Annotated in this window: 18 protein-coding genes; 10 read left to right on the top strand and 8 right to left on the bottom strand. The window is 73.6% G+C overall.

All coding sequences use genetic code 11. The features are described from left to right. Positions 1–223: 223 nt before the first annotated feature. Both OG753_RS38965 and OG753_RS38970 read left to right on the top strand, forming a co-directional pair. Positions 224–4,132: a Pls/PosA family non-ribosomal peptide synthetase gene (locus OG753_RS38965; RefSeq protein ID WP_405792290.1), complete on the top strand. Its 3,909-nt coding sequence runs from the start codon at positions 224–226 to the stop codon at positions 4,130–4,132. Positions 4,133–4,219: 87 nt separating this feature from the next. Then, complete coding sequence (locus OG753_RS38970; RefSeq protein WP_405792292.1) at positions 4,220–5,632, top strand: M1 family metallopeptidase; 1,413 nt, start codon at positions 4,220–4,222, stop codon at positions 5,630–5,632. A 19-nt stretch (positions 5,633–5,651) separates the two neighbouring features. Here OG753_RS38970 and OG753_RS38975 read toward each other — a convergent pair whose 3' ends face one another. After that, on the bottom strand, positions 5,652–6,836 hold the full coding sequence (locus tag OG753_RS38975) for a sensor histidine kinase (protein ID WP_405792294.1): 1,185 nt from the start codon (positions 6,834–6,836) through the stop codon (positions 5,652–5,654). A 113-nt stretch (positions 6,837–6,949) separates the two neighbouring features. Beyond that, positions 6,950–8,788, bottom strand: coding sequence for a protein kinase domain-containing protein (locus tag OG753_RS38980; RefSeq protein ID WP_405792296.1), 1,839 nt, complete (start codon positions 8,786–8,788; stop codon positions 6,950–6,952). 376 nt (positions 8,789–9,164) lie between these two features. Here OG753_RS38980 and OG753_RS38985 point away from each other — a divergent pair, with 376 nt between their 5' ends. Continuing rightward, positions 9,165–11,009, top strand: a complete 1,845-nt coding sequence (locus tag OG753_RS38985) for a VanW family protein (protein ID WP_327266493.1) — start codon at positions 9,165–9,167, stop codon at positions 11,007–11,009. A 122-nt stretch (positions 11,010–11,131) separates the two neighbouring features. Then, positions 11,132–13,819, top strand: a complete 2,688-nt coding sequence (locus OG753_RS38990) for a SpoIIE family protein phosphatase (RefSeq protein WP_405792298.1) — start codon at positions 11,132–11,134, stop codon at positions 13,817–13,819. A gap of 72 nt (positions 13,820–13,891) precedes the next feature. Here OG753_RS38990 and OG753_RS38995 read toward each other — a convergent pair whose 3' ends face one another. Then, a complete protein-coding gene (locus OG753_RS38995; protein WP_327266494.1) occupies positions 13,892–14,779 on the bottom strand; it encodes a S41 family peptidase in 888 nt (295 codons plus the stop codon). A 129-nt stretch (positions 14,780–14,908) separates the two neighbouring features. Here OG753_RS38995 and OG753_RS39000 point away from each other — a divergent pair, with 129 nt between their 5' ends. From OG753_RS39000 to OG753_RS39010, 3 genes are all read left to right on the top strand, one after another. Beyond that, entirely contained in the window at positions 14,909–15,910 is a 1,002-nt protein-coding gene (locus OG753_RS39000) for an RNA ligase family protein (protein WP_327266495.1), read from the top strand. A 29-nt stretch (positions 15,911–15,939) separates the two neighbouring features. Next, positions 15,940–16,440, top strand: coding sequence for a hypothetical protein (locus OG753_RS39005; protein WP_327266496.1), 501 nt, complete (start codon positions 15,940–15,942; stop codon positions 16,438–16,440). A 117-nt stretch (positions 16,441–16,557) separates the two neighbouring features. After that, a complete protein-coding gene (locus OG753_RS39010) occupies positions 16,558–16,779 on the top strand; it encodes a hypothetical protein (RefSeq protein ID WP_327266497.1) in 222 nt (73 codons plus the stop codon). Positions 16,780–16,791: 12 nt separating this feature from the next. On the opposite strand, the gene OG753_RS39015 is transcribed toward OG753_RS39010, so the two are convergent. Further along, entirely contained in the window at positions 16,792–17,646 is an 855-nt protein-coding gene (locus OG753_RS39015) for a hypothetical protein (RefSeq protein WP_327266498.1), read from the bottom strand. A 77-nt stretch (positions 17,647–17,723) separates the two neighbouring features. After that, a complete protein-coding gene (locus tag OG753_RS39020; RefSeq protein ID WP_327266499.1) occupies positions 17,724–18,083 on the bottom strand; it encodes a hypothetical protein in 360 nt (119 codons plus the stop codon). A 195-nt stretch (positions 18,084–18,278) separates the two neighbouring features. Between OG753_RS39020 and OG753_RS39025 the strand changes: the two genes are divergently transcribed. The 3 genes from OG753_RS39025 (at position 18,279) to OG753_RS39035 (ending at position 20,912) form a co-directional block, all read left to right on the top strand. After that, a complete protein-coding gene (locus OG753_RS39025) occupies positions 18,279–18,935 on the top strand; it encodes a DUF4232 domain-containing protein (RefSeq protein ID WP_405792302.1) in 657 nt (218 codons plus the stop codon). Positions 18,936–19,072: 137 nt separating this feature from the next. Next, positions 19,073–19,426, top strand: a complete 354-nt coding sequence (locus OG753_RS39030) for a hypothetical protein (protein WP_327266501.1) — start codon at positions 19,073–19,075, stop codon at positions 19,424–19,426. Between the two features lie 82 nt (positions 19,427–19,508). Beyond that, a complete protein-coding gene (locus OG753_RS39035) occupies positions 19,509–20,912 on the top strand; it encodes a pyridoxal phosphate-dependent decarboxylase family protein (protein WP_405792304.1) in 1,404 nt (467 codons plus the stop codon). Here the strand turns inward: OG753_RS39035 and tap are convergent. From tap to OG753_RS39050, 3 genes are all read right to left on the bottom strand, one after another. Next, the gene (gene tap / locus OG753_RS39040) at positions 20,909–23,365 is read right to left on the bottom strand and encodes a telomere-associated protein Tap (RefSeq protein ID WP_405792306.1); all 2,457 of its coding nucleotides are present in this window, start codon (positions 23,363–23,365) and stop codon (positions 20,909–20,911) included. The genes OG753_RS39035 and tap overlap by 4 nt on opposite strands. After that, positions 23,352–23,867, bottom strand: coding sequence for a hypothetical protein (locus tag OG753_RS39045; RefSeq protein WP_405792308.1), 516 nt, complete (start codon positions 23,865–23,867; stop codon positions 23,352–23,354). The genes tap and OG753_RS39045 overlap by 14 nt, the downstream gene beginning before the upstream one ends. Before the next feature lie 185 nt (positions 23,868–24,052). Beyond that, positions 24,053–25,387 carry a cytochrome P450 gene (locus OG753_RS39050; RefSeq protein WP_405792310.1) on the bottom strand — a complete coding sequence of 445 codons (1,335 nt, stop codon included), beginning with the start codon at positions 25,385–25,387 and terminating at the stop codon, positions 24,053–24,055. Between the last annotated feature and the right edge of the window lie 96 nt (positions 25,388–25,483).

Genomic DNA, 25,483 nt, shown 5'->3' on the forward strand with positions numbered 1-25,483 from the left:
TATGCGAGCGGTCGCTCACGCTCCGCGCGGGCCCCGCGTCCCGACACGCCCGACGTGCCGCGGCCGCAATACCGTCTCTTCCCAGCCACGCGCAAGGCTTCAACAAGAAAACCCTTGATGGCGCACTAGACTGGTGGGTTGTTTGGCGCTGGTCCGGAACAACCTGGGCAGACCCGGGCTCCGCCGGCGACCCGGACGTGCCGGGAACGAGACGCGAGGGCCGATGGCAGTCACACCTGAGCGCGGTGAACTCACTCTGCTCGACGACGGGGAGACGCCGGAGGAGTCCGGCAAGCACGCCCGCTTCACGGCCGGCCCCGCCGCCCCCACCCGCACCCTCGTCGACATCTTCGAGGCCACCGTACGGACGTACCCCGACGAGCTCGCCCTCGACGACGGAACCACCCGTCTGACCTACCGGGCACTGGCCGTCGAGGTCGAGCGCCGCCGGCGGGCCCTCGCCGCCGCCGGAGTGGGACTCGGGGACCGGGTCGGCGTCCGCGTGCCGTCGGGAACCAACGAGCTGTACGTGGCCATCCTCGCGGTGCTCGCCGCGGGCGCCGCCTACGTACCCGTCGACGCCGAGGACCCGGACGAGCGCGCCGATCTCGTTTTCGGCGAAGCCGGCGTCCGCGCGGTACTCGGCGGCGGACAGCGCATCCACACCGGCCGCCCCGCGGCCACCGGCGCCCCCGCCGCCGCGCGCCCCGGCCCCGAGCACGACGCGTGGATCATCTTCACCTCCGGCTCCACAGGCAAGCCCAAGGGCGTCGCCGTCAGCCACCGCAGCGCCGCCGCCTTCGTGGACGCCGAGGCCGCCCTGTTCCTCGCCGACGAGCCGATCGGCCCCGGCGACCGCGTCATGGCCGGACTGTCCGTGGCCTTCGACGCCTCCTGCGAGGAGATGTGGCTGGCCTGGCGCTACGGCGCCTGCCTGGTGCCCGTACCCCGCTCCCAGGTCCGCAGCGGCGCCGACCTCGGCCCCTGGCTCGTCGAACAGGAGATCACCGTGGTCTCCACCGTGCCGACCCTGGCCGCGCTCTGGGAGCCCGAGGCACTCAACGAGGTCCGGCTCCTGATCTTCGGCGGCGAGGCCTGCCCGCCCGAGCTCACCCAGCGCCTGGTCACCGAAGGCCGCGAGGTCTGGAACACTTACGGCCCCACCGAGGCCACCGTCGTCGCCTGCGCCGCCCTCCTGACCGGTGAGGAGCCCATCCGGATCGGCCTCCCGCTGAACGGCTGGGAACTGGCCGTCGTCGACGAGTCCGGGGAGCCGGTGCCCATGGGCGGCAGCGGCCAGCTCGTGATCGGCGGCGTGGGCCTCGCCCGCTACCTCGACCCCGACAAGGACGCCGAGAAATACGCCCCCCTCGCCTCCCTCGGCTGGGAGCGCGCCTACCGCAGCGGTGACCTCGTACGCGCCGAACCGGACGGCCTGGTCTTCCTCGGCCGCGCCGACGAGCAGATCAAGCTCGGCGGCCGCCGCATCGAACTGGGCGAGGTGGACGCGGCGCTCCAGGCGCTGCCCGGCGTCGCGGGCGCGGCCGCCGCCGTACGCACCGCACGCAGCGGCAACCAGCTGCTCGTCGGCTACCTCGTCACCCAGGACGGCTGGGACCACGCCGCGGCGGTCACCCGGCTGCGCGCCGAGCTGCCCGCCGCCCTCGTACCGCTGCTCGCCCCCGTCGACGAGCTGCCCACCCGCACCTCCGGCAAGGTCGACCGCGACGCGCTGCCCTGGCCGCTGCCCGACCTGGAGACCTCCGGCCCCACCGAGCAGCTCTACGGCACCGAGGCCTGGCTCGCCGAACAGTGGAGCGAGACCCTCGGCGTGACCGTCGCCGGCGCAGCCGACGACTTCTTCGCCATCGGCGGCAGCAGCCTCGCCGCCGCACAGCTCACCACCCGGCTGCGCACCCGCTACCCGAGCGCCGCCGTCCTCGACATCTACCAGCAGCCCACCCTGCGCAAGCTGGCCCGCCACCTGGAGAAGTCCGCCCAGGGCGACGGCGCGGCCCGCACCGTCGCACCGGTCCCGCTGCGCTCCCAGGTGACCCAGTCGCTGCTCCTGGTCCCGCTGTTCACCCTGGTGGGCCTGCGCTGGACGGTCGCCCTGCTGGCCTTGGGCAACGTACTGCACCACTTCGGCAGCTTCTCGTGGGCGCCGACCGCCTCGTGGTGGCTCGTCGCCGCGGGCGCGGCGCTGCTCTTCAGCCCGCCCGGCCGCCTCGCCATCGCCGCCGGCGGCGCCCGCCTCCTGCTGCGCGGGGTGAAGGCCGGCCGCCACCCGCGCGGCGGAAGCGTTCACCTGCGCCTGTGGACGGCCGAGCGGCTGGCCGAATGCGTCGGCGCCACGTCCCTCACCGGCTCGTGGCTGGAACGCTACGGACGCGCCCTCGGCGCCAAGATCGGCCCCGAGGTCGACCTGCACTCCCTGCCACCGGTCACCGGAATGCTCAAACTCGGCCGCGGCTGCGCCGTCGAGTCCGAGGTGGACCTGTGCGGCCACTGGCTGGACGGGGACCACCTGGAGATCGGGCCGGTCAAGGTCGGCGCGGGCGCCGTGGTCGGCACCCGCAGCATCCTCTTCCCCGGCGCCCGGGTCGGAAAGCGCGCCGAGGTGGCCCCCGGCTCCGCCGTGGTCGGACAGATCCCGACCGGCCAGCGCTGGGCCGGAGCGCCCGCCGGCAAGCTCGGCAGGGCCAAGCGCAACTGGCCCAAGGAACGTCCGCCGCGCGGTCTCTTCTGGCGGGCCGCCTACGGGGCGGCGGGCTTCGGCCTCACGGCCCTGCCCGTGCTCGCCGCCCTGCCCGCCCTCCTCGTGGTGAGCCGGTTCGTGCCCGCCGACGCCGGGCTCACCGGAGCACTGCGCGGAGCGCTCCTCGCCGTGGTGCCCGGGGCGCTCGCCTTCGGGTTCGCGTACGCGGCCCTGCTGCTGGTCTTCGTACGCCTGCTCAGCCTCGGCCTGCGCACGGGCACCCACCCGACCCACAGCAGGGTCGGCTGGCAGGCCTGGACCGTGACCCAGCTGATGGACCTGTCCCGCGAGACGCTCTTCCCGCTGTACGCCGGGCTCATCACGCCGGTGTGGCTGCGGCTGCTCGGCATGAAGATCGGGCGGGGCGCCGAGGTGTCCACCGTGCTCGCCCTGCCGAGCCTGACCACCGTCGGAGAGGGCGCCTTCCTCGCCGACGACACCCTGACCGCCCCCTACGAGCTGGGCGGCGGCTGGATGCGCATCGGACAGTCCGAGATCGGCCGCCGGGCCTTCCTCGGCAACTCCGGAATGACCGCCCCCGGCCGCTCCGTGCCGGACGACGGGCTGGTCGGCGTACTGTCCGCCACCCCGAAGAAGGCCAAGAAGGGCAGCTCCTACCTGGGACTTCCGCCGGTCCGGCTGCCCCGCTCCACCGCGGACGCCGACCAGAGCCGGACGTACGAGCCGCCCGCGCGGCTGCTGTGGGCGCGCGGGCTGGTCGAGCTGTGCCGGCTCGTCCCCGTCTTCTGCTCGGCCGTCCTGGCCGTGCTGACCGTGACGGCGCTCTGCGCCCTCATCACGGCGAGCGGCCTGGGGATCTGGGGAGCCGCGCTGCTCTCCGGTGCGGTGCTGCTCGCCGCCGGAGCGGCCGCCTGCGCGGTCGCGGTGACCGCCAAATGGCTGCTCGTGGGCCGGCACCGGACGGGGGAGCACCCGCTGTGGAGCGGCTTCGTGTGGCGCAACGAGCTGGCCGACACCTTCGTCGAGGTACTGGCCGTGCCCTGGCTCGTCGGATCCGTGCCCGGCACGCCGGCTCTGGCCCTGTGGCTGCGCGGGCTCGGGGGCCGGATCGGCCGGGGTGTGTGGTGCGAGAGCTACTGGCTGCCCGAGACGGACCTGGTCGTGCTGGGCGACGGGGTCAGCGTGAACCGCGGCTGTGTGTTGCAGACGCACCTCTTCCACGACCGGATCTTGAGGACGGATACTGTGGTCCTCCGTGAGGGCGCCACCCTGGGCCCGGGCGGAATCGTCCTGCCCGGGAGCACGGTGGGGGCCCGCAGCACCCTGGGTCCCGCCTCCCTCGTGATGGCCGGGGAATCCGTCCCCGCCGACACCCGCTGGCTGGGCAATCCGATCGAGGCGTGGCGGTCCTGACCGGGCCTTCCGCGCCGGAGCCGGCAGCAGCGAGCGCACCGGCACACAGCACGTCGTACGAGCACAGCGCAGGGAGCGGAAGCGGCAGTGAGCGGCCAGAGAACAGAGCCATCGGACCCGTACTTCCCGGCCAACGGCGACTCCCGTTACCGAGTGCACCGGTACGAACTCGCTCTGGAATACCGCCCCGGCCCCAACCGGCTGGCCGGGACGGCCCGCCTCAGTGCGATCGCCGGCCGGGCACCGCTCACCGAGTTCCACCTGAACCTGGCCGAATTCAGAATAGGCCGCGTCCTCGTGAACGGCCGGGCCCCGCACTACACCCACCGCGGCGGCAAGCTCCGTCTGCGCCCGGCCAAACCGCTGCCCGCCGGCTCCGCCTTCACCGTGGAGGTGCACTGGTCGGGAAACCCCAAGCCCGTGCGCAGCCCCTGGGGCGGCCTCGGCTGGGAGGAACTGACGGACGGCGCCCTCGTGGCCAGCCAGCCCGTCGGCGCGCCCTCCTGGTACCCCTGCAACGACCGGCCCGCGGACAAGGCCTCCTACCAGATCTCGGTCAACACGCCGTCCGCCTACACGGTCGTGGCCGGCGGCCGGCTGCTCACGCGGACGACGAGGGCCAGCACGACCACCTGGGTCTACGAGCAGTCCGCACCGACCTCCAGCTACCTGGTCGGGCTGTCCATCGGCATGTACCAGACGGTGCTGCTCGGCGACCCCGGACTCGGGGGAGTGCCGCAGAGCGCCCACGTGCCGGCGCACCTGCTGCCGCGGTTCTCCCGCGACTTCGCCCGGCAGCCGGCCATGATGCGGCTGTTCGAGGAACTCTTCGGGCCCTATCCCTTCGGTGAGTACGCGGTGGTCGTCGCGGACGAGGAACTCGACGTCCCCGTGGAGGCGCAGGGCCTGTCCCTGTTCGGCGCCAATCACGTCGACGGCGTACGCGGCTCGGAGCGCCTGATCGCCCACGAACTCGCGCACCAGTGGTTCGGCAACAGCGTGACCATCGCCGACTGGCGGCACATCTGGCTGAACGAGGGCTTCGCGAAGTACGCCGAATGGCTCTGGTCGGAGCGCTCCGGCGGCCGCACGGCGCACGAGCTCGCACGGACCGCGCACCGGACGCTGCTCGCGCAGCCCCAGGACCTGAAGCTGGTCGACCCCGGGCGCAAGCTGATGTTCGACGACCGCCTCTACCAGCGCGGCGGCCTCACGATGCACGCGATCCGCTGCGCCCTGGGCGACGACGCGTTCTTCCGCATGCTGCGCGACTGGGGCACCGTGTACCGCCACGGCGTGGTGTCCACCGCGAGCTTCACCGGCCACGCGGCCCGCTACGCGGCCGAGCCGCTGGACGACCTGTTCTCGGCCTGGCTGCACCGGACGGCCCTCCCGCCGCTCCCGGCGCCGTCGCCGCAATCCCCGCCGTCGATACCGGCGAGGCCGAAGTACCCGCCGACGAACGGCGGCCCCAAGGGCCGGGGCAAGGCCTCGGCGTAGCGGGCCGGGCGCACGTGGCTCAGGAGGCCGCGCGAACAGCGGCGAGCGGCATGCGGGCCCGCACCTGCCATTCCCCCTCGGGGGTGGCGCCGGCCCGGAAGGTGCCTCCGGCCAGGGTGACGCGTTCGCTCAGTCCCTTGAGCCCGTAGCCGGGGCGCGAGGTCCCGTGGGTGGTCCCGTCGTTCGTTATCCGCACGGCCGCCTCGTGGGGGCGGACGCGTACCTGGACGCTGACGTGGCGGCAGTGGCGGGCGTGCTTGCGGATGTTGGTGAGGGCCTCCGCCGTCACCCGGTGCAGCGTGGCGGCCACCTCGGACGGCACGGTGTCCGTCGGGCCCTCCTCACTGAAGTACGCCGGTACACCGTGCAGGGCGAACCCCTCCACCAGGGCGCGCAGGTCGTCCATGCCGGCGGGCGCGGCCTGCGCCACGCCGGACCCGCACGCGCCGAGCCCGCCGACCATCTGCCGCATGGAAGCGAGCGCCTCCGTACCGGTCTCCTCGATGCGCTGCAGCGCGGGCAGGACCATGTCGGGCCGCCTGGCGGCGACCGCCCGGGCGCCCTGGGCCTGGACCACGATGCCGGTCACGTGATGGGCGACGTAGTCGTGCAGATCCCTGGCCAGTTCGATGCGCTGCTCGAGCCGGACGTGGTGTTCGCGCTGCCGCCGGTACGCCGCCACCATCCGCGCGGTCACACTCGCCCCGGCCACCACGACAGTGATCAGGGTGAGACCGAACGCGACGGAGAGGCTGCCCTCCTGCACGCCGATCGACAGGGGGCGCACGATGACGGCCGCCGCCAGCAGGAGGGCGACGGGCGCGGTGGCGGCCGCCGGACCGCGCCGGGCGACGAGGGCCAGCACGACCAGGAGGGCGACGGGCTCGAACGCCCCGTAGACGAACGGCACACCGGCGGTTCCGTAGCCCAGGTGCAGGGCCGCGGAGCAGGCCAGCGAGGCGGCGGCGGCGCCACCCCCGGCGTAGGCGTAGAGCCGGGCCTCCTTGAGCAGGGGCAGCGTGACGAGGACGGCGCCGACGGCCGCGGCCGACAGTGCGAGCCAGCCCTGCTGCGCCGAGCCGGTGAACGCCCTGGCGTGTACGTCCGTCCAGGTCGCGGCCGCGAGCACGCAGGCCGCGAGGGCCTGCAGGAGGACGCCCGTCCTGCCGGGAGCGGCGAGGAAGCGGAGGAAAGGAGACCACATACGGCGCAGAGTAGATCATCGGCCCGCCCGGTTCCTCCGCCGAAAGTCGTAGTCGTGGGGACCGTGGCCGGATGCTCCCGGCAGGCTCCGGAGGGTGACGACCGGGACGCCCGTCAGCTCTGTTTCGACCAGCGCTGCGACGCCTCTCCGCCGCACGTCTTCGTCACCAGGCCGCTGCTCATGCCGAGGTCGAGGCAGCCGCCGCTGAAGTCGTTTCGGAGGCTGCCGCCCGACCCCGTGCGCCACAGCCGGGCGGTGCCCTGACCGCAGTCGCCGACGAAGACGGCCTGGCCGAGCATATTGGCGTAAAGGCAGCCGCCGCTCTGCTGGTTGACGAGCTTGAAGCTGCCGTCCGCGCTGCCCTGTACGGTCCACCGGGCGCTCGCGTCCGCGCAGTCGCCGTGGTCCGAGGAGCCGAAGACCTGGGTGATGCACCTGCTGTTGTTGCCGTTGCGGAAGCGGTAGGTGCCGGACGCGGGAGGCACCGGGGGAGCCGGGGCCGTGGGCGCCGTGGACGTCCCGCCGTTGGAGGGGCGCGTACTGCCGGAGCCGCCCCCGTTCGCCGGGTTGCCGGAGTTGCCGGCGCTGCCCGAGCCGGGCTGGGTGCCGGGGCCGGTACCGGGGGCGGCGCCGCCGACGCCTGCGGCGGCCGCGGCCGGGGAGCTGCCCGTGGCTCCTTGCGCCGGGTCCTGGGCGGGCGGCTGCGCGGGTGACGCCGTACCCGAGGGGCCGCCGGCCGCTCCCGCCGCCGGGGCCGCCGGATCGGCCGGCGCCGTGACCGTGGAGGAGGGGGAGTTGCCGGGTCCGGCCTGCGGCGCCGAGGTGTACGGCAGGTGCTGGACGGCAAGGGTCGTGCCGCCCGCGACCACGACGACGGGCAGGACGGCGAGGAAGACCCGGGTACGGCGACGGCGCTCGGGCCGTCCGGCTCCGGCACCGGCCGTGGCCGGGGGCGCGGGGGCGACGGGGGCTGCGGGCTCCGGATCCGGCTGTGCCTTCTCACCGGTGAGCGGAAGGGTCGGTACGTCGGCCTCCTGCACGTTCGCGGCGAAGGCGGCCCGCTCCGTCAGCCGCTCGGTGATCGCCTCCGGCCACAGCGGGGCGGCGAACGGGCCGTGCGCGCGGGCGCGTTCGAGGAGCTCGGCGGCGGTGGGGCGCCCCTCGGGATCCTTGTCGAGGCAGGCGGCGACGAGCTCGGCGAGGTCCGGCTCCAGCTCCCGCAACGGCTCCAGATCGGGCTCCTCGTGGACGATGCGGTACAGCACGCCGTGCCCCGACTCGTCGCCGAACGGCGGCTGGCCGCACGCCGCGTACGCGAGTACCGAGCCCAGCGCGAACACATCGGTGGCTCCGCTCAGCCGCCGCCTGCCCGAGGCCTGTTCGGGCGCCATGTAGGCGGGGGTGCCCACGACCATGCCGGTCCGGGTCAGCTGGCTCTGCTCGGCCGCCCGGGCCACGCCGAAGTCGATGAGGGTGAGCCCGTCCAGGGTCAGCATGACGTTGGACGGCTTGAGGTCCCGGTGCACCATGTCCAGCGCGTGCACCGCCGCCAGACCCGCCGAGGCCTCCCGCAGCAGCAGCCACAGGGCCCGCGCGGGCAGCGGCCCGCCGTGCAGGGCGATGGCCTCGCGCAGGGTGAGGCCGGGGATGTACGCGGTGGCGAACCACGGGGGACTGGCGCTGCGGTCGCTGTCGAGCAGCGGCGCGGTGGCGTCCGCGGGGAGCCGGGCGAGGTTGTCCAGCTCGTGCCCGAAGCGGCGCAGGAAGTCCTCGTCCTCACCCACGACGGAGGACAGGAGCTGCTTGACGGCGACGTACCGGCCTTCCCGGACTCCGAGGTACACCCGGCCCATGCCTCCGGCCCCGAGCCGCCCCGCCAGCGGAATGGACCCGATCCGGCGTGGATCCCCCGCCCCCAGCGGCTCGGCCCCGCTCCCCGTCAGCTCTAACACGTCAGCCCCGCTCGAACTAGAAACAGTTTCCAGAAATCTAACCCGGTGATCCCGAGACGGCAACGCCGGTGCGAAACCGCCGAGTTGATCCCGATTCCGGCCGGAGCGGCCCCGCCCCGGCCGCGGGTTCCCGTCGCGCCCCCCGCCGCCGGCGCGCACGGGCCCGGCGTTTCGGCGGCGGGCGGCGCGTACGGCCTGCTGATCAGCGCGTGCGCGGGGGATACCAGGCGTGCACAGGCAGTGAGAATCGTGACAACTATTACATTCATCCCAAAATCGAACCCTCGGCAGGGATCATTAAGCCCCGTAATTGTCGTATATGGCTGCCTTTGCGGCCCGCGCCACCTGCTGGACCGGTCGGCGCTACGGGAGAGACATGGGACGCGTGCGCAGCTGGACGGGCAACCGACGGATCGCTCTGCCGCTGGCAGGGGGAGCCGTCGTACTCGGACTGGGCGGCCTCTACGGGACCGCGTTCGCGGTCGGTGGCGACATCGACCAGGGCACGCGGGTCCTGGGGGTGGACATCGGTGGCATGAGCCGGGCCGAGGCGCGCACCACGCTGACCAGGGAGCTCGGACCCGCCGCCGCGGCCCCGATCGCGATGCGGATCGGCGACCGCGTGGAGAAGGCCGATCCCGCCGCGCTCGGGCTCTCGCTCGACACCGACGCGACCGTGGACCGCGCCGTACGCAACGGATACGGTCCGGTCACGGTCATCGGCGGCCTCTTCTCCTCGGACGAGCGGGACCTGGCGCCCGTGATCCGCATGAACGAGCAGACGGCCCGCGCCGCGGTCGACCGCCTCGGCGCGACCACCGAGCAGCACGTCCGCGACGGCGTGATCGCGTTCGATGAGGGCACCGCGAAGGCCGTCGCGCCGCTCCCCGGGGTCGACCTCGTCGAGGACAAGGCCCTCGACACCCTCCGCAAGGCCTACCTGCGTCCGGATGCCGGCCCCGTCGTGCTGCCGGTCACGCGCACCGAGCCGCGCATCGGCGCCGAGGAGACCGGACGGGCCATGCGCCAGTTCGCCGAGCCCGCGATGTCCGGGCCCGTCACGCTCACCGTCGCCGGCAAGCGCATGTCCATACCCCCCGCCGTGCTCGGCGAGCACCTGAAGATGCGGGCCGACGGACAGGGCCGCCTCGTACCGGCCCTCGACTCCAAGAGCCTGCTCGCCGACCCGGCGGTGGCCCGCCCGATCGAAGAGGTCACCCGCGCGCCGCGCGACGCCGAGCCCCGCCTCGAAGCGGACGGCAGCGTGGTGATCGCCGACCAGGGCCTGGCGGGACGGAAGGTCACGCAGGAGGCGCTGGGCCGGGCCGTGCTGCCGCTGCTGACCCGCACGGGCGCCGCCCGCAGCGGCGAGGTCGCCACCGTGGCCGTCGAGCCGGACCTCACCAGCGCAGAGGCGCGGCGGCTGGGCATCAAGGAGAAGGTCTCCTCCTTCACCGTCGAATTCCCGGCCGCCCCCTACCGCACCACCAACGTCGGCCGCGCCGTCGAGCTGATCGACGGTTCCGTCGTCATGCCCGGCGAGGAGTGGAGCTTCAACCGCACGGTCGGTGAGCGCACCCCCGAGAACGGCTTCGTCGACGGCATCATGATCAACGACGGCCAGTACGTGAAGTCCCCCGGCGGCGGAGTCTCGGCGGTCGCCACCACCATGTTCAACGCGATGTTCTTCGCGGGCGTCAAGCCCGTCGAGTACGGCGCCCACTCCTTCTACATCGAGCGCTACCCCGAGGGCCGGGAGGCCACCGTGGCCTGGGGCACCCTCGACCTGCGCTGGATCAACGACTCCGGCCACCCCCTCTACATCCAGGCGAGCTCCACCGACACCTCGCTGACGATCACCCTCCTCGGCACGAAGAAGTACGACGAGATACGCGCGACCAAGGGGCCGCGGACCAACATCACGCCGCCCGCCCAGCGCACGGGCAGTGGTGAGACCTGCGAGGTCCAGACCCCGCTGGAGGGCTTCGACGTCACCGTCGGGCGCGTCTTCGTCCAGGGCGGCAAGGAAGTGCGGCGCGAGGACTTCAAGACCCACTACACGCCGCGCGACGAGGTCACCTGCACCCCGGAGGGCACCCCGGAAGGGGCTCCGGAGGCGACTCCCGGGGCCACTCCCGGCGCCACCCCGAAGCCCCCGCTGCCTTCGTCCGGTCCCGCCGCGAACGGCCTCCAGGCCGCGGCCGAGCGCCGCGCCGGCTGAAGCCGCCGGGGGACCAGGGGTGACAATCCGGGCGCGTATCGTGCACGCCGGGGGCCAGAGGGGCGCGGAGGTGCTACAACTGGGTTCGTGACCATTCCTCGCCACCCGTGCCGGGCACGTCGGTGCGGTCACTGCTAGGCAACCGGAAGAAGAGCGTCGCCGGACAGGTATTCGTCCTCCAGGTGGCGATCGTGGTGTTGCTCGCGGCCGGGGCGCTGCTGGCTCTGGTCCTCCAGTCGAAGCACGACACCGAACGCGAGGCGCGCAACCGGTCGGTGTCGGTCGCCGAGACCTTCGCCCACTCCCTGGGCCTCCAGGACACCCTCAAGACGTCCGATCCGTCCGCGACCCTCCAGCCGCTCGCCGAGGAGACGCGCAAGGCCGCCGGGGTCGACTTCATCGTCGTGATGGACACCAAGGGCATCCGGTACAGCCACCCCCAGCCCGACCGCATCGGGAAACGCTTCGTCGGGACGATCGAGCCCTCGCTCGCCGGCGAGGTCCACACCGAGAGCGTCGACGGACCGCTCGGCAAGGAGATCCAGGCCGTGGTGCCGGTCACCGCGCCCGACGGCAAGGTCGTCGCGCTCGTGTCGGCGGGCCTCACGGTCAAGAACGTCACCGGCGTGGTCGACCGCCAGCTCCCGGTCATCCTGCTGGCCATCGCCACCGGCCTCGCCCTGGCCACCGTCGGCACCGCGCTGATCAGCAGACGCCTGCGCCGCCAGACCCACGGGCTCGGCACGCAGGAGATGACCCGCATGTACGAGCACCACGACGCGGTGCTCCACGCGGTCCGCGAAGGCGTGCTGATCACCGACGGCGAAGGCCGCCTCCTGCTGGCGAACGACGAGGCCAAACGCCTCCTCGGGCTGCCGGAGGACGCCGACGGCCGCCACATCGCGGACGTACCGGGCCTGGACCGCCGGATGGCGGACCTGCTGCTCTCCTGCCGGGAGGCCACCGACGAGGTCCTGGAATCCGGAGACAGGCTGCTCGTCGTCAACCAGCGGCCCACCCACCCCGGGGGCCGCCCGGAGGGCGCCGCCGTGACCATCCGGGACTCCACCGAGATGCAGGTCCTGACCAGCCGGGCGGAGACCGCCCGCCGGCGCCTGAAGCTGCTGTACGACGCGGGCGGCGACATCGGAACCAGCCTCGACGTGGTACGGACGGCCGAGGAACTCGCCGCCGTGGCCGTCCCCCGGTTCGCCGACTTCGTCACGGTCGACCTGGCCGACCAGGTCATCGACGGAGAGGAGCCCCGCGCGGGCTCCGACATGCGGCGCACCGCGGTCAGCGGCATCCGCTCCGACCACCCCCTCTACCCCGTCGGGCGGCTGATCGACTTCCTGCCCTCCACCCCCCAGGCGCGCGGCTACGGCACGGGCCGGGCCGAGCTGGTGCCCGACCTGGCCGACGCGCCCGGCTGGCAGGCCCAGGACCCGCCGCGCGCCCACGCCATCGTCGAGTACGGAATCCACTCGCTCATCGCGGCTCCGCTCATGGCCCGGGGCGTCGTCCTCGGGGTGGTCAACTTCTGGCGGTCGCAGAAGCAGGAGCCCTTCGACGAGGACGAGCTGTCCCTGGCCGAGGAACTCGTCGCCCGCGCGGCGGTCAGCATGGACAACGCGCGCCGCTACACCCGCGAACACGCCCTCGCCGTGACCCTCCAGCGCAGCCTGCTGCCGCGCGCCCTGCCCGAGCAGAGCGCCATGGACGTGGCGCACTTCTACCTGCCCGCGCAGTCCGGGGTCGGCGGGGACTGGTTCGACGTGATCCCGCTGGCGGGATGCCGCGTCGCCCTGGTCGTCGGGGACGTGGTCGGGCACGGGCTGCACGCCGCCGCCACCATGGGGCGGCTCCGTACGGCCGTGCACAACTTCTCCTCGCTCGACCTGCCGCCCGACGAGATCCTGGCCCGCCTGGACGACCTCGTACAGCGCATCGACCACGACGGGGAGGGCGCCGACGTGAACGGCGGCGTTCTGGGCGCGACCTGCCTGTACGCCGTCTACGACCCGGTGTCCCAGCGCTGCACGATGGCGCGCGCCGGCCACCTGCCACCCCTGGTGGTCGCCCCCGACGGCACCACGGAGATCGTGGAGCTGCCGGCCGGGCCCCCGCTGGGGCTGGGCGGCATGCCCTTCGAGACCGCGGAACTGGACCTCGCGGAGGGCAGCCAGCTGGTGCTCTACACGGACGGCCTGATCGAGGAGCGGACCCGGGACATCGGCGAGGGGCTGGAACTGCTGCGCGTGGCGCTCAGCCACCCCGACCGGGACCCGCACGAGAGCTGCCGGGCCGTGCTCGACATGCTGCTGCCGCCCCGGCCGACCGACGACGTGGCCCTGCTCATCGCGCGGACCCGGACGCTGGGGCCGGACCGGGTCGCGCAGTGGGACGTACCGTTCGAGCCGAGCGCGGTGGGCGCCATGCGCAACGCCGCGGCGAAGAAGCTCGACGAATGGGGTCTGGCGGACCTGGGCTTCGCCACGGAACTGATCCTCAGCGAACTGATCACCAACGCCCTGCGGCACGGCAGCGGGCCCGTCCGGGTACGGCTGCTCCACGACCACAACCTGACCTGCGAGGTGTGGGACGGCAGCAGCACCGCCCCCCACCTGCGCTACGCCGCCACCACCGACGAGGGCGGACGCGGCCTGTTCCTGGTCGCGCAGCTCAGCGAGCACTGGGGCACCCGCTACACACCCGAGGGCAAGGTCATCTGGGCGGAGCTGGCCCTGCCCGGTGGCGTGGGCGACAGCGAGGCCGCCCTCGCGGCATTCCTGGACGTGGACCCGATCTGACCGGTCCGGGGTTCGGGCCCGGCCCGGGCGCCCGGCTCCGGCCCGGCTCGGACGCCCGGCTCCGCGCCCGGTTCAGGCGCCCGGCCGGAAGGCCTTGAGCGCCGTCTCCAGCGCCTGCTCCGCCGGCACCCGGACGTCGGGAACGACCCCCACGCCCTCCCAGTTCCCGCCCGTGACGGTGTTGATCGTCCGAGCGGTCGGCACGGTCACCAGAACGTGCTCGGCGACCGCGTGCCGGGCCGTCGGATGGGCGCCGCCCCGGGTCGTCTCGCCCACGACGACGGCCCGCCCCTGCGCCTGCAGGGTGTACGCCACGTCCTCGCCCCCGGAGAAGGTGACCGCGCTCGTCAGGATGTGGACCGGCCGGTCCAGGTAGCGTGGTGCGGGAAGGTGCGCGACCGTCCAGAACTGGCGGGTCGTGTCCGAGGTCCGGTCGTAGATGTCGTGCAGGTGCACCTGGTCGTCGGGGAGGAAGTAGCTGCACCACATGGCGGCCCCCTCCGGCACCCCGCCGAGGCAGCCACGCAGGTCCAGTACGAGAGCGGAACTGTGCGCGACCAGCTGCATGGCCGCGCCGATCGCGCTCGCGCCCTCGGTGGCGCTCGCGATGCGCCGGAGCTCGATGAGCCCGATGTTCCCCTCCAGCCGCTCGACGCGCTGGATCCCCTGGTTCTCCGCCCGGAGCAGCGCCAGGAAGGCGGCCTCCCCGCCGTCGTCGTCCACCGGGTCCAGCGACTGCGGCTCGTCGGTCCACAGCAGGCGCAGGTGCTTGTCCGGGCAGACCTCCTGGAGGTGGGCGGTCACCGTCTCGCAGAGCTCCGGCCCGTCCAGGCCCTCATAGGCCCCCGCCGCGAGACGGCGCCGGATCTCGGCGTCGACGACCACGGTCTTGTCGGGGAAGACGTAGCCCGCGACGATCCGGTCCAGGGCACGTCCGATGATCTGTTCATTGGTAGGCATGAGGGGTCATGCTAGAGCGCCAACACCCCAGCGGCCAAAGGGTTTCCACCGGGCGCGACCAGGGCCGGGGCACACCCCCCCCGGAGTTAATCCGACGACCTTGACCGACGGGCTGACTACGATCGTGCGGTGCACCCCGAACCCCGTCCCTGGACCCCCTACCCGAAGATCCCCGCGAACACCCGGCTGGGCGAGGCCCGCGGGCGGAACTGGGTGGCCCACGAGAAGATCCACGGCGCCAATTTCGCCGTCGTGTGCGACGCGTCGGGCGCACGCCCCGCCAAGCGGCGCGAACTGCTCGAGGACGGCGGACTGGACGACTTCTTCGGCGTCGGCCGCATCTGGCCCGCCCTGGCCGTCGCCGCGACCCGCTGCGCACAGACTCTGCGCGAGGACACCGGAGCCCCGGCCTCCGCGGTCGTGACCGTCTACGGCGAACTCGCGGGCGGCCGCTACCCGCACCCCGGCGTACCGGCGACGCCCGGGGCCGAGCCCGTGCAGACCGGCGTCTGGTACGCGCCCGGACTGGTCTGGCTTCCCTTCGACGCCACCGTCGCCGATGCCGACGGCCCGTACTGGGTCGGCGACCGGACGCTGCGCGCTGCGGCGGCCGCGGCCGGGCTGCTCTGCGTCCCGCTGCTGGCCGAAGGCCCCCTCGCGCGCCTCCAGGAGCTCCCGGTGGTCTTCCCCACCCGGCTGCCCGGCCTGCTGGGCCTGCCCGCGCTCACCGGCAACCTCGCCGAGGGCATCGTGGTCAAACCCGCCGGGGGATCCCGCGAACCCGGTCGGCCGATGGCCAAGTTCAAGCAGCCCGCCTTCGCCGAGGACGAGCGGTTCGACGGCTCGCGCCCGTACGAGGCGCCCCCCGAAGGCGCCGCCGGAGTCCCCGGCTGGCTGCTCGCCCACGGCACCGGCCTGCTCACCCCGGCCCGGGCCGCCTCAGCGGTGAGCAAGCTAGGACCCCGTACCCCGCCGGAGGAACTCGCCGCCGAGATCGCCCGGGACGCGACCGAGGAGGTGGCGCAGGAGCTGGGCGGCCTGGACGGGGCGACGTACCGCGCACTGGAGGGATCCCTGCACGCCGGGGCCCTCTCCCTGGCCCGCTTCGACGCGGCCGACCGCCGCGTCTGACGCACGGAAGCACTGTGCATACTGCTGCCATGAAGTCCCCGCCCGCCGCGCGCATCCACCTGATGATCACCTTCGTCCTGGTGACGTGCGGCGTGGTCGGCGGAGCCTGCCTCGGCCTGCTCCTCTCCGGCAGGCTGATGGCCGTGGTCCTCGCGGCGGTGGCCGGACTCGGCGCGGGGCTGGGATCGTTCTTCTCCCGCCGGCAGGTCCTCGCCCTCTTCCGGCCCGATGCCGAGGCGGTTCCGGCCGACGGCTACGCCGAGGGCCTCGCCGACGCCGCGCTCGTCTGCATCGCCACGTACCAGGCGGCCGTCTTTCCCCTGACCGCCGAGGGGGTGAGCGAGGTCGAGCGGGAGGCCCGACGGAAGATGGCCTACCGGATCTCCGCCTACGAGGGCCTGCCGTACCCGGTACGGACCTCGGCGGCGGCCGCTCTCGAGGCCATCGACCAGGGCGTGGACCCCAAGCGGGCGGAGACCGCCATGAAGGCGCTCTGTCTCACCGTCTACGACAACCGCCGCGGCCGGTGACCCGGTCCTTTCACCTCATTGTGTGATCGGCTGGTCGGCAACGGTTGGGCCTCGGTCCGGCCTCCGGCAGTGGCCTGATGCGGATCATGGCGTTGTCCGGTTATGGAATCTGACGGGATGCTGTTCGCTCGGGCGCCGCTCGACGGTGTCGTCTGGCTCGACACACTGGTACACGATCCGGCCTGCGGCTCGTGTCCGCGCCTGCGGGGGGCGGGGGAGGACACCGAGGAGGCCGACGCCGACGGGATCCCGGTCCTGTCGGGCCGGGCCCGCAACTGGATGGTGGCCGCGTCCGCGGTCACGGTCGTATCGGCCGTGCTGACCGTCGTGGCGAACTGACGGCCCGGCGGGTCATCGACCGGACCGCAGGGCGAGGGTCCAGGTCCGGTGGGTGTGCTCGTCGGACCGGTCGGGGTGCCTTTCGGTGACCGTCACGGTGAGCTGGTCGCCGGTGAGGCGGAGCTCACCGTGGTAGCGCCAGACTTCTTCGGGGTCCACGGGCAGGAGCTCGGCGAGAACCGTGTCCCCGAGCCCGCGGTCCACGGCGCGCAGTACCCCGGCGTCGAGAATCAGGATCGTGCCGTCCGCCAGCACGAGCGGCTTCGGGGTCTGCGGGTCGGTGAGCAGCGGGCCGCGCTCGATGCCACCGCCCGGCAGCAGCCGGACCACCCGGCCGGTGGTGGGGAGGCGGCGGTCGGTCTCGACGACCCTGATGCCGGTCCCGACGACGTAGTGGCCGTAGCTGCGCCAGGTGTCGTACAGGGTGCCGTCGCGGTCGTACGCCCAGGTGTCGAAGACGTCGTAGCCCTCCAGACCGAGTACGAACCGCCCGCCGCCCAGGGCCGCGCCGCGCTCCCCGCGCAGTTCGGCGATCCGGCTGCCGTCCGCCAGGTCGAGCAGCACGGCCGGGCCGAGGTTGCCCCAGGCCGTGTACGCGAGGGAGTCAGTGGTGACCAGGACCCGGCCGCCCGAGATGTGGGCGGCGTTGGGGCGGCCGGAGCAGGCGGCGGTCCAGCGGGTGCGGCCGGAGCCGTCGATGCAGCTGATCTTCCCGGCGGTGCCGTGGATGCGCAGATCCTGGCGTCGGGCGAGCGGCAGGCCCGCGGGACGGGACGGACCGCCGGGCGGCAGACCGTCCTTGCGCTCGTGCCCCAGCACCGTGACGCGCCATGCGTCGGCACGGCCGGCCTCCTCGGATCTCCCCATGGGCCCAGATGCTAACGACTCGTTCCGGGGGACGCGTGGCCCAGGCCCCGATCGCCCCGGTCGGGAATCGTCCCCTGTCACCAGACGACGATCCCGCCGCCCTCGGCCTTGGCCCGCAGTGCGGCGGCGACGATGTTGTCGAAGCGCTCGGCGACGTATTCGGCGTGGTAACCGCCCTGCCCGGCGAGGTGGTCGAGGTGCGGACGGACCGCCTCGCACTCGGCGAGGAACTCGTCGATCTCGTCGCGCTCCACGTAGAGGTTGTCCCCGTCGAGCCGTGGGAAGAACCGGGCGCCCAGGGCCCGGATCGCCCCGGATCCCCACAACCGGGTCCGGGTGCTCTCGAATCCGGCCAGCGTGTCGCCGTACTCGGGGTCCTCCAGGAAGTCGTGGCCGCCGTCGGCGTCGTAGACAAAGGTGTGCACGAGGAGACTCATGGTCCGATTCTCCGGAGCACGAGCACGCCATGTCGAACGCATTGGCGATGCTGCTCCGGACCGCGTCCGGCCGTCATCGTGGTCGAGTCGGCAACACACCGTCACCAAGCTGTGAAGGTTGTGCGGGACGCTGGTGCTCATCCAGTTCGGCCCAGCCCGGCGCGTTCCGCGCTTCTCCTCAGGGGGACCACCATCATGAGCACTGTTCGCAAGGCCGCCATCGCCCTCGCCGCCGCATCCGCACTGGCCCTGACGGCCTGTGGGCCCACCGAGGACGGCGCGGCGGGCGGGGCCGGAACGCCGACCGCGAGCCCCACCGGGAGCGTGAGCGCGGGCCCGTCCACGAGCCCGGCCCCGGGTGCGTCGAAGTCCGCCGCGCCGTCCAAGCCCGCGACCCCGTCCAAGGCGCCGGCGCCCGGCTCGACCGACCCCGACTTCGACGTCTTCCCGTGCAGCACCTTCGACGTGAAGTTCACCGCGACCCTGGCCGAACCCACGACCAGCAGCTACCTGCTGAAGATCACCAACAAGAGCTCCAAGGCGTGCCGGGTACTGGGGCATCCGGTCGTGACCTTCGGCGACCTGGACGGCCAGGCCACGGAGCGCGGCGCAGCCCCCGGTATCGAGGACGCGATCCGGCTGGAACCGGGGCAGTCGGCCTACGCCGGGCTCATGGGCGGCGCAAAGGACGGCAAGGGCAAGACCGTCGACTCGATCGGGATGACCATGAACACGGAGTCCGACCTGAAGCAGACTCCGCTGAAGGCGTCGACCCCCGGCCTGAACGTCTCGCCCGACAAGAACTCCGTGACCGCCTGGATGAACAACGCGGAGGACGCACTGAGCCTGTAGGTCCGCTCCGCGGTCCGGGTGACGGGCCCGGCACACCGGCATTCATCCGGTCGGCCGAGCAACGGAGGCCACGCGCGCCCGACCGGGTCAGGCTGTGGTCAAGGACCGTCACCACCGCACAGACGAGGACCGAGCCCATGTCCCACAGCCGACGACGTATCAGCATCATCGCGGGCGTCGCAGCACTGCTGCTGACCGCCAGCGCCTGCTCGGGCCTGGGCCGGAGCACCGTCGGCATGCTGAGCTTCCGCGGGCACGACTCGCCGGTGGAGCTGAGCTACTCCAACACGCTGGTCGTCGGCTGCCACAAGATCGGCATCCCGGAGGGTGCCACGCACGTCGAGAACAACACCCTCGTCGACATCGTGCTGTACCGGACGGACAACTGCCAGGAGCCCGAGGGGGCCGACGGGATCTATGTGGCCACGACCCTCTCCAACGTGACGGCTCCCGTCAGCAGGCCCTGGCGCAGCTTCAGCGTGATCCACTGACCCGCAGACCCGACCGCCGGCCGACCGCCGCCCGTCGGCCCGCCGCTTGCGGGCGGGCGGCGGCTGTCCCATAGTCCGAGGTATGGACGAGCGCGAGGCGGCGCTCCGACAGGCGCACGGTCATGCCGTCCGCTGGCTGGCCAGCCTGTCCGACCGCCCGGTTCCCGCCCGCGCCCCGGTCGACGAGATCGTGGGCGCGCTCGGCAGCGAGCTGCCCGACGCACCCAGCAGGCCCTCCGAGGTCGTCGACCTGCTGGCCACGGCCTGTGAGCCCGGGCTCACCGCGTTCCCCAGCGGCCGCTTCTACGGCTTCGTGGTCGGCGGCACCGAGCCGGCCGCACTCGCCGCGGACTGGCTGGTCAGCGCCTGGGACCAGAACTGTGTCATGCGCGCGGTCTCGCCCGCCTACACCGCGGTGGAGGAGATCGCCGCGACCTGGCTGCTCGACCTCCTCGGCCTGCCGCCCGACAGCGCCGTCGGCTTCACCACCGGCGCCACCATGGCGAACTTCACCTGCCTCGCCGCCGGGCGCGACGCCCTGCTGCGGGGCGCCGGCCACGACATCGCCCGCGACGGACTCGCCGGCGGGCCGCCCGTACGCGTCGTCGCGGGCCGGGACCGCCACATGGCCATCGACCTGGCCCTGCGCTACCTCGGGCTCGGCCGCCCCGAACTCGTGCGGGCGGACGACCAGGGACGCATCGACCCCGACGCCCTGCGCGACACCCTGACGCACCGCGCTCCCGGACCCACGATCGTGATCCTCCAGGCCGGGGACATCCACTCCGGCGCCTTCGACCCCTTCGACGCGGCGATCCGTGCCGCGCGCGACGCCGGGGCATGGGTGCACGTGGACGGCGCCTTCGGCCTGTGGGCAGCCGCCTCCCCGGCCCACGCCCACCTCACCGACGGCTGCGCGGGGGCGGACTCCTGGGCCACGGACGCGCACAAGACCCTGAACGTCCCCTACGACTGCGGCCTGGCCGTCGTCCGCGACCCCTCCGCCCTCCGGTCGGCGATGGGCCTGCAGGGCGACTACCTCATCCAGCACGAACACGGCGACCCCGTCGACAAGGTCCCCGAACTCTCCCGCCGCGGACGGGCCTTCCCCGTATGGGCCGCGCTCAGGTCGCTGGGCCGCTCGGGCGTGGCCGACCTCGTCGACCGGCTGTGCCGGCACGCCCGCGCCTTCGCCACCGGCATCGCCGCCATCGACGGCGCGACCGTCCTCAACGAGGTGGCCTTCACCCAGGTCTGCGCCGAGTTCGGCGACGACGAACGCACGGACCGGGTACTCGCCCGCCTCCTCGACGAGGGCACGGCGTGGATCAGCGGCTCCACCTGGCACGGCCGCCGGGTCATGCGCATCTCCGTGAGCAACTGGTCGACGACCGACGAGGACGTCGCGCGCACCCTCGACGCGATCCGCCGCGCGTCCCAGGGATCCGGCGGGACCCGAGACGGCGAGGGCCCCGCCCGTGCCTAACTCACGCCGTCCGCGATGTGGTGCGCGATGTTGATGTCCGGCCCGTGGGCCGCGCGCAGGTCCTCGGCCCAAGCCGTACTCCGCGTACCCGCGTACGTGACCCACCCCGGCGTGACGCCCAGTCGGAAGCCCCCGGGGAGCGGCTCGCCCTCCGGTGTGCGGGGAAGGAAGTCCAGCGGTGAGGGGCCGTCCGACGCGTACACGACGCAGTCGGCGGCGACCGCCAGCGGGAACAGGTCCGCCTCCCGCGCCACCTTGAGCATCTTGCGGTGCGTGTTGACCCGGGCCGTCGCCCCGACGGCGGCCCGGATGTCCGGCCGCCGGGCCGGGCGTGGCGGGGCCGCCCCGTACGGACGCCCGGCGAGCATGTCCAGACCGCCCTCGGCGGTCGCCTCGATCGCGCCGAGAACGGCGGCCGCTCCGGGATCGATCCGCGCGCTGCGGGCCATGGCGTCCAGGAACTCCTTGCCGGTGAGACCAGGGGTCACGCCGAGATCGGCCATGGTGGCCAGATAGCCGTCCCGCAGCCGTTTGTACCAGGCGTCCAGGTAGCCGCCGCTGCGGGTACGGACGTACGCCTCGAGGGGGTGGACGGCGAAGCCCAGCTCCACCGCGTAGGCGAGCGTCGGGGTGGTGTACCAGGCCGCGCCCGCCGGGGGCCGGCCGTGCGGGGTGAACGGGGAGGGCAGGCGCGCGTCGAGGGCGATGTGGGACAGGTCCACGAGCCAGCTGCCGGGCAGGGTCTTGTCGAAGCGCGGCCGCTCGACGTGGACAGGGGCGCCCTGCCCCACCCTCAGCCGGTTCGCCGCCGAGGCCAGCATCATGTTCACCCTGATGCCGACCACGTGCGGTGCGCGGAGCTCGGCGGCGGTCGGCGGACGCGACCAGGAGTGCGTTTCCTCCCGCAACACCCGGTCCGGTTCGCGCAGGTGGGAGCCGAAACGGTCGCCCACCGGCACGGGGTGTCCGTCCGGGTCCTCGCACGGAGCCAAGTCCACCACTTCCGTCAGCGCACCCGGATTGGGCGCGGACACCCAGGCTCCGGTCCGCTTCTCCCGGACGGCACGGGTCGGCGGCCGCAGCGCGGTCATGAGCTCCAGGCCCGTGTCGGCGGGCGAGCCGCACGGGGTGATGACGCGCTCGGCATAGGTGCCGAGCACCCGGGCGACCTCCGCGGGCGGGCGCTGTGCGGTCCCGCCCCAGTGGCGGGGGTCGAGCGCGCCCCAGGGCAGCACGCACAGCTGCACCCACTGCCGTCGGCCCCCGGCGCCGGAGCGGTACAGCCGGGTCCAGGCACCGACGCCGGGCCCCGCCGGCTGCCAGCCCGCCCGCCGAAGCCGCACGACGGCCTCGTGTTCGTCCGGAAGGCACCGGGAACCGCCGTCCGGGCGGGCCGGGAGGCCGAACCGTCCGGCGCCGGTGTCGGTGAGGACCAGCAGGGGACCGGCGTCCTCACCGTGGCGGTTCAGCCGTGCCACGCCGAGCCCCGCCCGGGCCGTCGCCCACTCCAGGAGCGCGTCGAGCGTGGTGGCGGGGGAGTGCAGCACGCGGCCTTCCGCGCCGTACGCCCGTACCCGGCCCTCCTCGGCGTCGATGACGGCGAGCGGCCCGTTCCCGAATCGGGATGCCGTGGTGTCGGGGAGGGCGGCCCGGTTACGGAGGCGGATCCGGGCAGCCACGGCGTTCTGGGCGAACTGCTGGGGTTCGGGGCTGCCGCGCTCGCGCATCCGGCGCCGTACGGAGCGCCAGGCGTCCTCCAGGCTCAACTCCGGCCCACCGCCCGCGATGCCGCGCTCCAGCAGGGCGATCAGCTCACCGGTGAACTCCGGGAACCGGGCACCCGGCGGGACGAAGGAGCGCCGCGTCGGCGGAGCCGAGGTCAGCACGCAGTCCCCGTAGTCGTCCGCGTCGGGCACCTGCACTGCGCCGCCACCGCCGCTCCCGTCCGGGTGCTCGGCCTCCTCCAGGGCGTGGGCGAGATCGACACGGGTGGGGACGCCGGCGCCCGACATCGCACCCGCCAGGCCGCTGTAGCAGCAGTCGAGCACCGTCACCCGGTGCCGCGCCCGGTAGCCGGCCTGCCGCAGCACATCGCGCAGCATCCGGTACGGCAGCGTCCCGATCTGCGGATGGTCCGCATCCGCCTCGGCCAGGGCCAGGTACAACCGCTCGTCGCGGTCGCGCAGCCCGTGCCCGGCGAAGTACACGAAGAGGGTCTCCGTGGCCTCCAGGGCCGCGTCACGCACCGCGCCCAGCACCTGGGAGACGGAGGCGTCCGCGCCCAGCACGGTGACGTGCGCGGCGGGCAGCCCCCAGACGGAGGGATCCCGCAGCAGATCGGCGAGGCGCCGTGCCCCGGCCGCCGCCGCGGGCAGGGGCTCCAGGTCCGGGTGGGTGAATCCGTCGATCCCGATCAGTACCGCCCGGCTCTCGACCGGGTCAGGAACCGGCACCGTGGGCATCCTCGGACGTGCCCTCCGGCGTTCGCCCTGAGACATCCGGGGCGTCGGCGGCATCCTCGGCATCCGGGGTGCCTGCGACATCCGGTGCCGGCCGTCCCGCCGCCAGGGCGCGTGCGATGCGGGCCGCGTCCTGCGGCGTACCGTCCTCGACGACCACACGGACACCGTCGTACTCGACCACCAGTCGCGATCCGGCGCGCAGCCGGGGCGGCAGCGAGGCGCGGAACGTCCGGTGTGCGTACACCAGCGCCGTGGCGGAGAAGCCGGACGAGACCGCGAGGCTGATCCACTCGACCACATCGCCACCCGACATGGCTCCGCCCGGGGCCGCCGCGCGGACGCGGTGAACGCCCGCGTGCCGGGAGACGTCGCGGTCCTGGGCCAGCCAGTCGGCGAAGTCCCCGGTGAGCCGGGTTCGTTCGGTGGGTCCGGCGACGTCGGCCGCACCCGGGCCCCCGTCACCGGACTCGATCCGCACACGCATGCCAGCCATCCCCGGTCCCCCTGCTTCCGATACTTCCAACTGCCCTGCGCACACTGCCGCAAGCCGATCTCACCTTAACCGTGCGGATCTTGTGGCGGTGTACGAGGCCGGAAGTGCGCAGCGGGAACGGCTTGACCCCGACCTGCGCGAGAGCGCCTCGCACACCGCATCCTCGGGGGAGGGCTGACACGGGGTCACTTCAGCGCGGAGGTGAGGATGACGGGCGTCGGGCCGTCGGGGCGGACGGTGATGCTGTACGCCGCCCGCTCCGGGACGGACCGGAAGTCCGGGACGTGGCCGGGCAGCAGCTCCTCGAGGAGGGCCACCGACTCGCGCAGGGCGAACTGCTGACCGAGGCAGGCGCGGGGACCGATGCCGAAGGGCAGGTAGGCGCCCGGCCGGGTGGGACGGCTGCCCGCGGCGGTGAAGCGCCGAGGATCGAAGTGCTCGGGATCCGGCCACAGGCCGCGATCGCGGTGGGTGAGGTAGGGGCATACGAGCAGGTCCGTGCCCGCTTCGACGGCGTAGCCGGCCAGGACGTCGGCCTCGGCGGCGTGCCTGGGCAGGAGCCAGGCGGACGGGTAGAGCCGTAGCGTCTCGCTGACCAGGGCCTGGATGGCCGCGCGCCGCTCCGGTGAACCGGGGCGGCCCGCCGCGAGCGCCTCCTCGCGGGCCGAGGGGTGGCGGTCGAGGAGCAGATACAGCCAGGTCAGCGTGGTCGCGGTGGTCTCGTGGCCGGCGACCAGCAGCGTGACGAGCTCGTCGCGCAGCAACTGGTCGGTGTACTCGGGGCGTTCGGCGGCCGCCTCCACCAGAACCTGCAGCAGCCCCGGCCCGTCGGGGCCGGGCTCTCCGGCCCGGGCCGCGGCCACCGCGTGCCGGGCGACGGCGTCGATCCTGGCCAGATCGCCGGCGACGGCGTCCCGGGCGTCCACCTGATCCGCGGGCAGGCTCGGCAGCGCGGCCACCACCGTGGCCACGGCGGTCAGTTCGTGTGCCGTGGCCTCGTCGAGAGGGTGCCCGGTGAGCGCCCGCCAGATGGTGTCCAGGGCGAAGCGGCGCATCTCCTCGCCGAGGTCGAAGGTCCGCCCGGTGCGCGCGTGGCCGGCCCACCGCTCGGCCGCGGTCCGGGCCGCCGCGGTGATCCGCTGCTCGTAGCGGCGCATCCCCGTCCCGGTGAACTGCGACTGCAGCAGCTTGCGTTGCCGCTGCCAGGCTTCGCCGGTCGCGGCGAGCACCCCGTCGCCGATGAGCAGACGGGCGCGGTGGGAGCGCTTGACGTACCGGGCGGGGTGCCGGGCGAGTACGTGCTGAACGGCTTCGGGTTCGGTGACCAGGACGGTCGGCTCCGGTCCGAGGCGGAACGCGGCGACACCGCCGAGGCGCTCCCGTACCTGCGTCAAAAGGTCGACCAGTTCACCCTTGTGGGTGCGCCACCGCTCCACGCAGTCGGCGTCCGCCTCGGGGAGGGCCCGCCCCGTCCCGGACCGCGGTGGGACGAGCGGCCTGCTGCTGGCGTCGGTGGCCACGGCTGTTCTCCTGTCCGGCTGCCGGGACGGTGCCCCGGGGAGTGCGTCGGCATCACGGACTGTACGTGCGCGGACGTGCGCGGTGACAGTGCCGGA

The sequence above is a fragment of the Streptomyces sp. NBC_00029 genome (assembly GCF_045160505.1).
Taxonomy (GTDB): Bacteria; Actinomycetota; Actinomycetes; order Streptomycetales; family Streptomycetaceae; genus Streptomyces.

Coding starts and splice junctions, on each gene's coding strand:
- OG753_RS38965 (WP_405792290.1), top strand. CDS start 224: ATGGCAGTCACACCTGAGCGCGGTGAACTCACTCTGCTCGACGACGGG.
- OG753_RS38975 (WP_405792294.1), bottom strand. CDS start 6,836: ATGTGGTCTCCTTTCCTCCGCTTCCTCGCCGCTCCCGGCAGGACGGGC.
- OG753_RS38985 (WP_327266493.1), top strand. CDS start 9,165: ATGGGACGCGTGCGCAGCTGGACGGGCAACCGACGGATCGCTCTGCCG.
- OG753_RS38995 (WP_327266494.1), bottom strand. CDS start 14,779: ATGCCTACCAATGAACAGATCATCGGACGTGCCCTGGACCGGATCGTC.
- OG753_RS39005 (WP_327266496.1), top strand. CDS start 15,940: ATGAAGTCCCCGCCCGCCGCGCGCATCCACCTGATGATCACCTTCGTC.
- OG753_RS39010 (WP_327266497.1), top strand. CDS start 16,558: ATGCTGTTCGCTCGGGCGCCGCTCGACGGTGTCGTCTGGCTCGACACA.
- OG753_RS39015 (WP_327266498.1), bottom strand. CDS start 17,646: ATGGGGAGATCCGAGGAGGCCGGCCGTGCCGACGCATGGCGCGTCACG.
- OG753_RS39020 (WP_327266499.1), bottom strand. CDS start 18,083: ATGAGTCTCCTCGTGCACACCTTTGTCTACGACGCCGACGGCGGCCAC.
- OG753_RS39025 (WP_405792302.1), top strand. CDS start 18,279: ATGAGCACTGTTCGCAAGGCCGCCATCGCCCTCGCCGCCGCATCCGCA.
- OG753_RS39030 (WP_327266501.1), top strand. CDS start 19,073: ATGTCCCACAGCCGACGACGTATCAGCATCATCGCGGGCGTCGCAGCA.
- OG753_RS39035 (WP_405792304.1), top strand. CDS start 19,509: ATGGACGAGCGCGAGGCGGCGCTCCGACAGGCGCACGGTCATGCCGTC.
- OG753_RS39045 (WP_405792308.1), bottom strand. CDS start 23,867: ATGGCTGGCATGCGTGTGCGGATCGAGTCCGGTGACGGGGGCCCGGGT.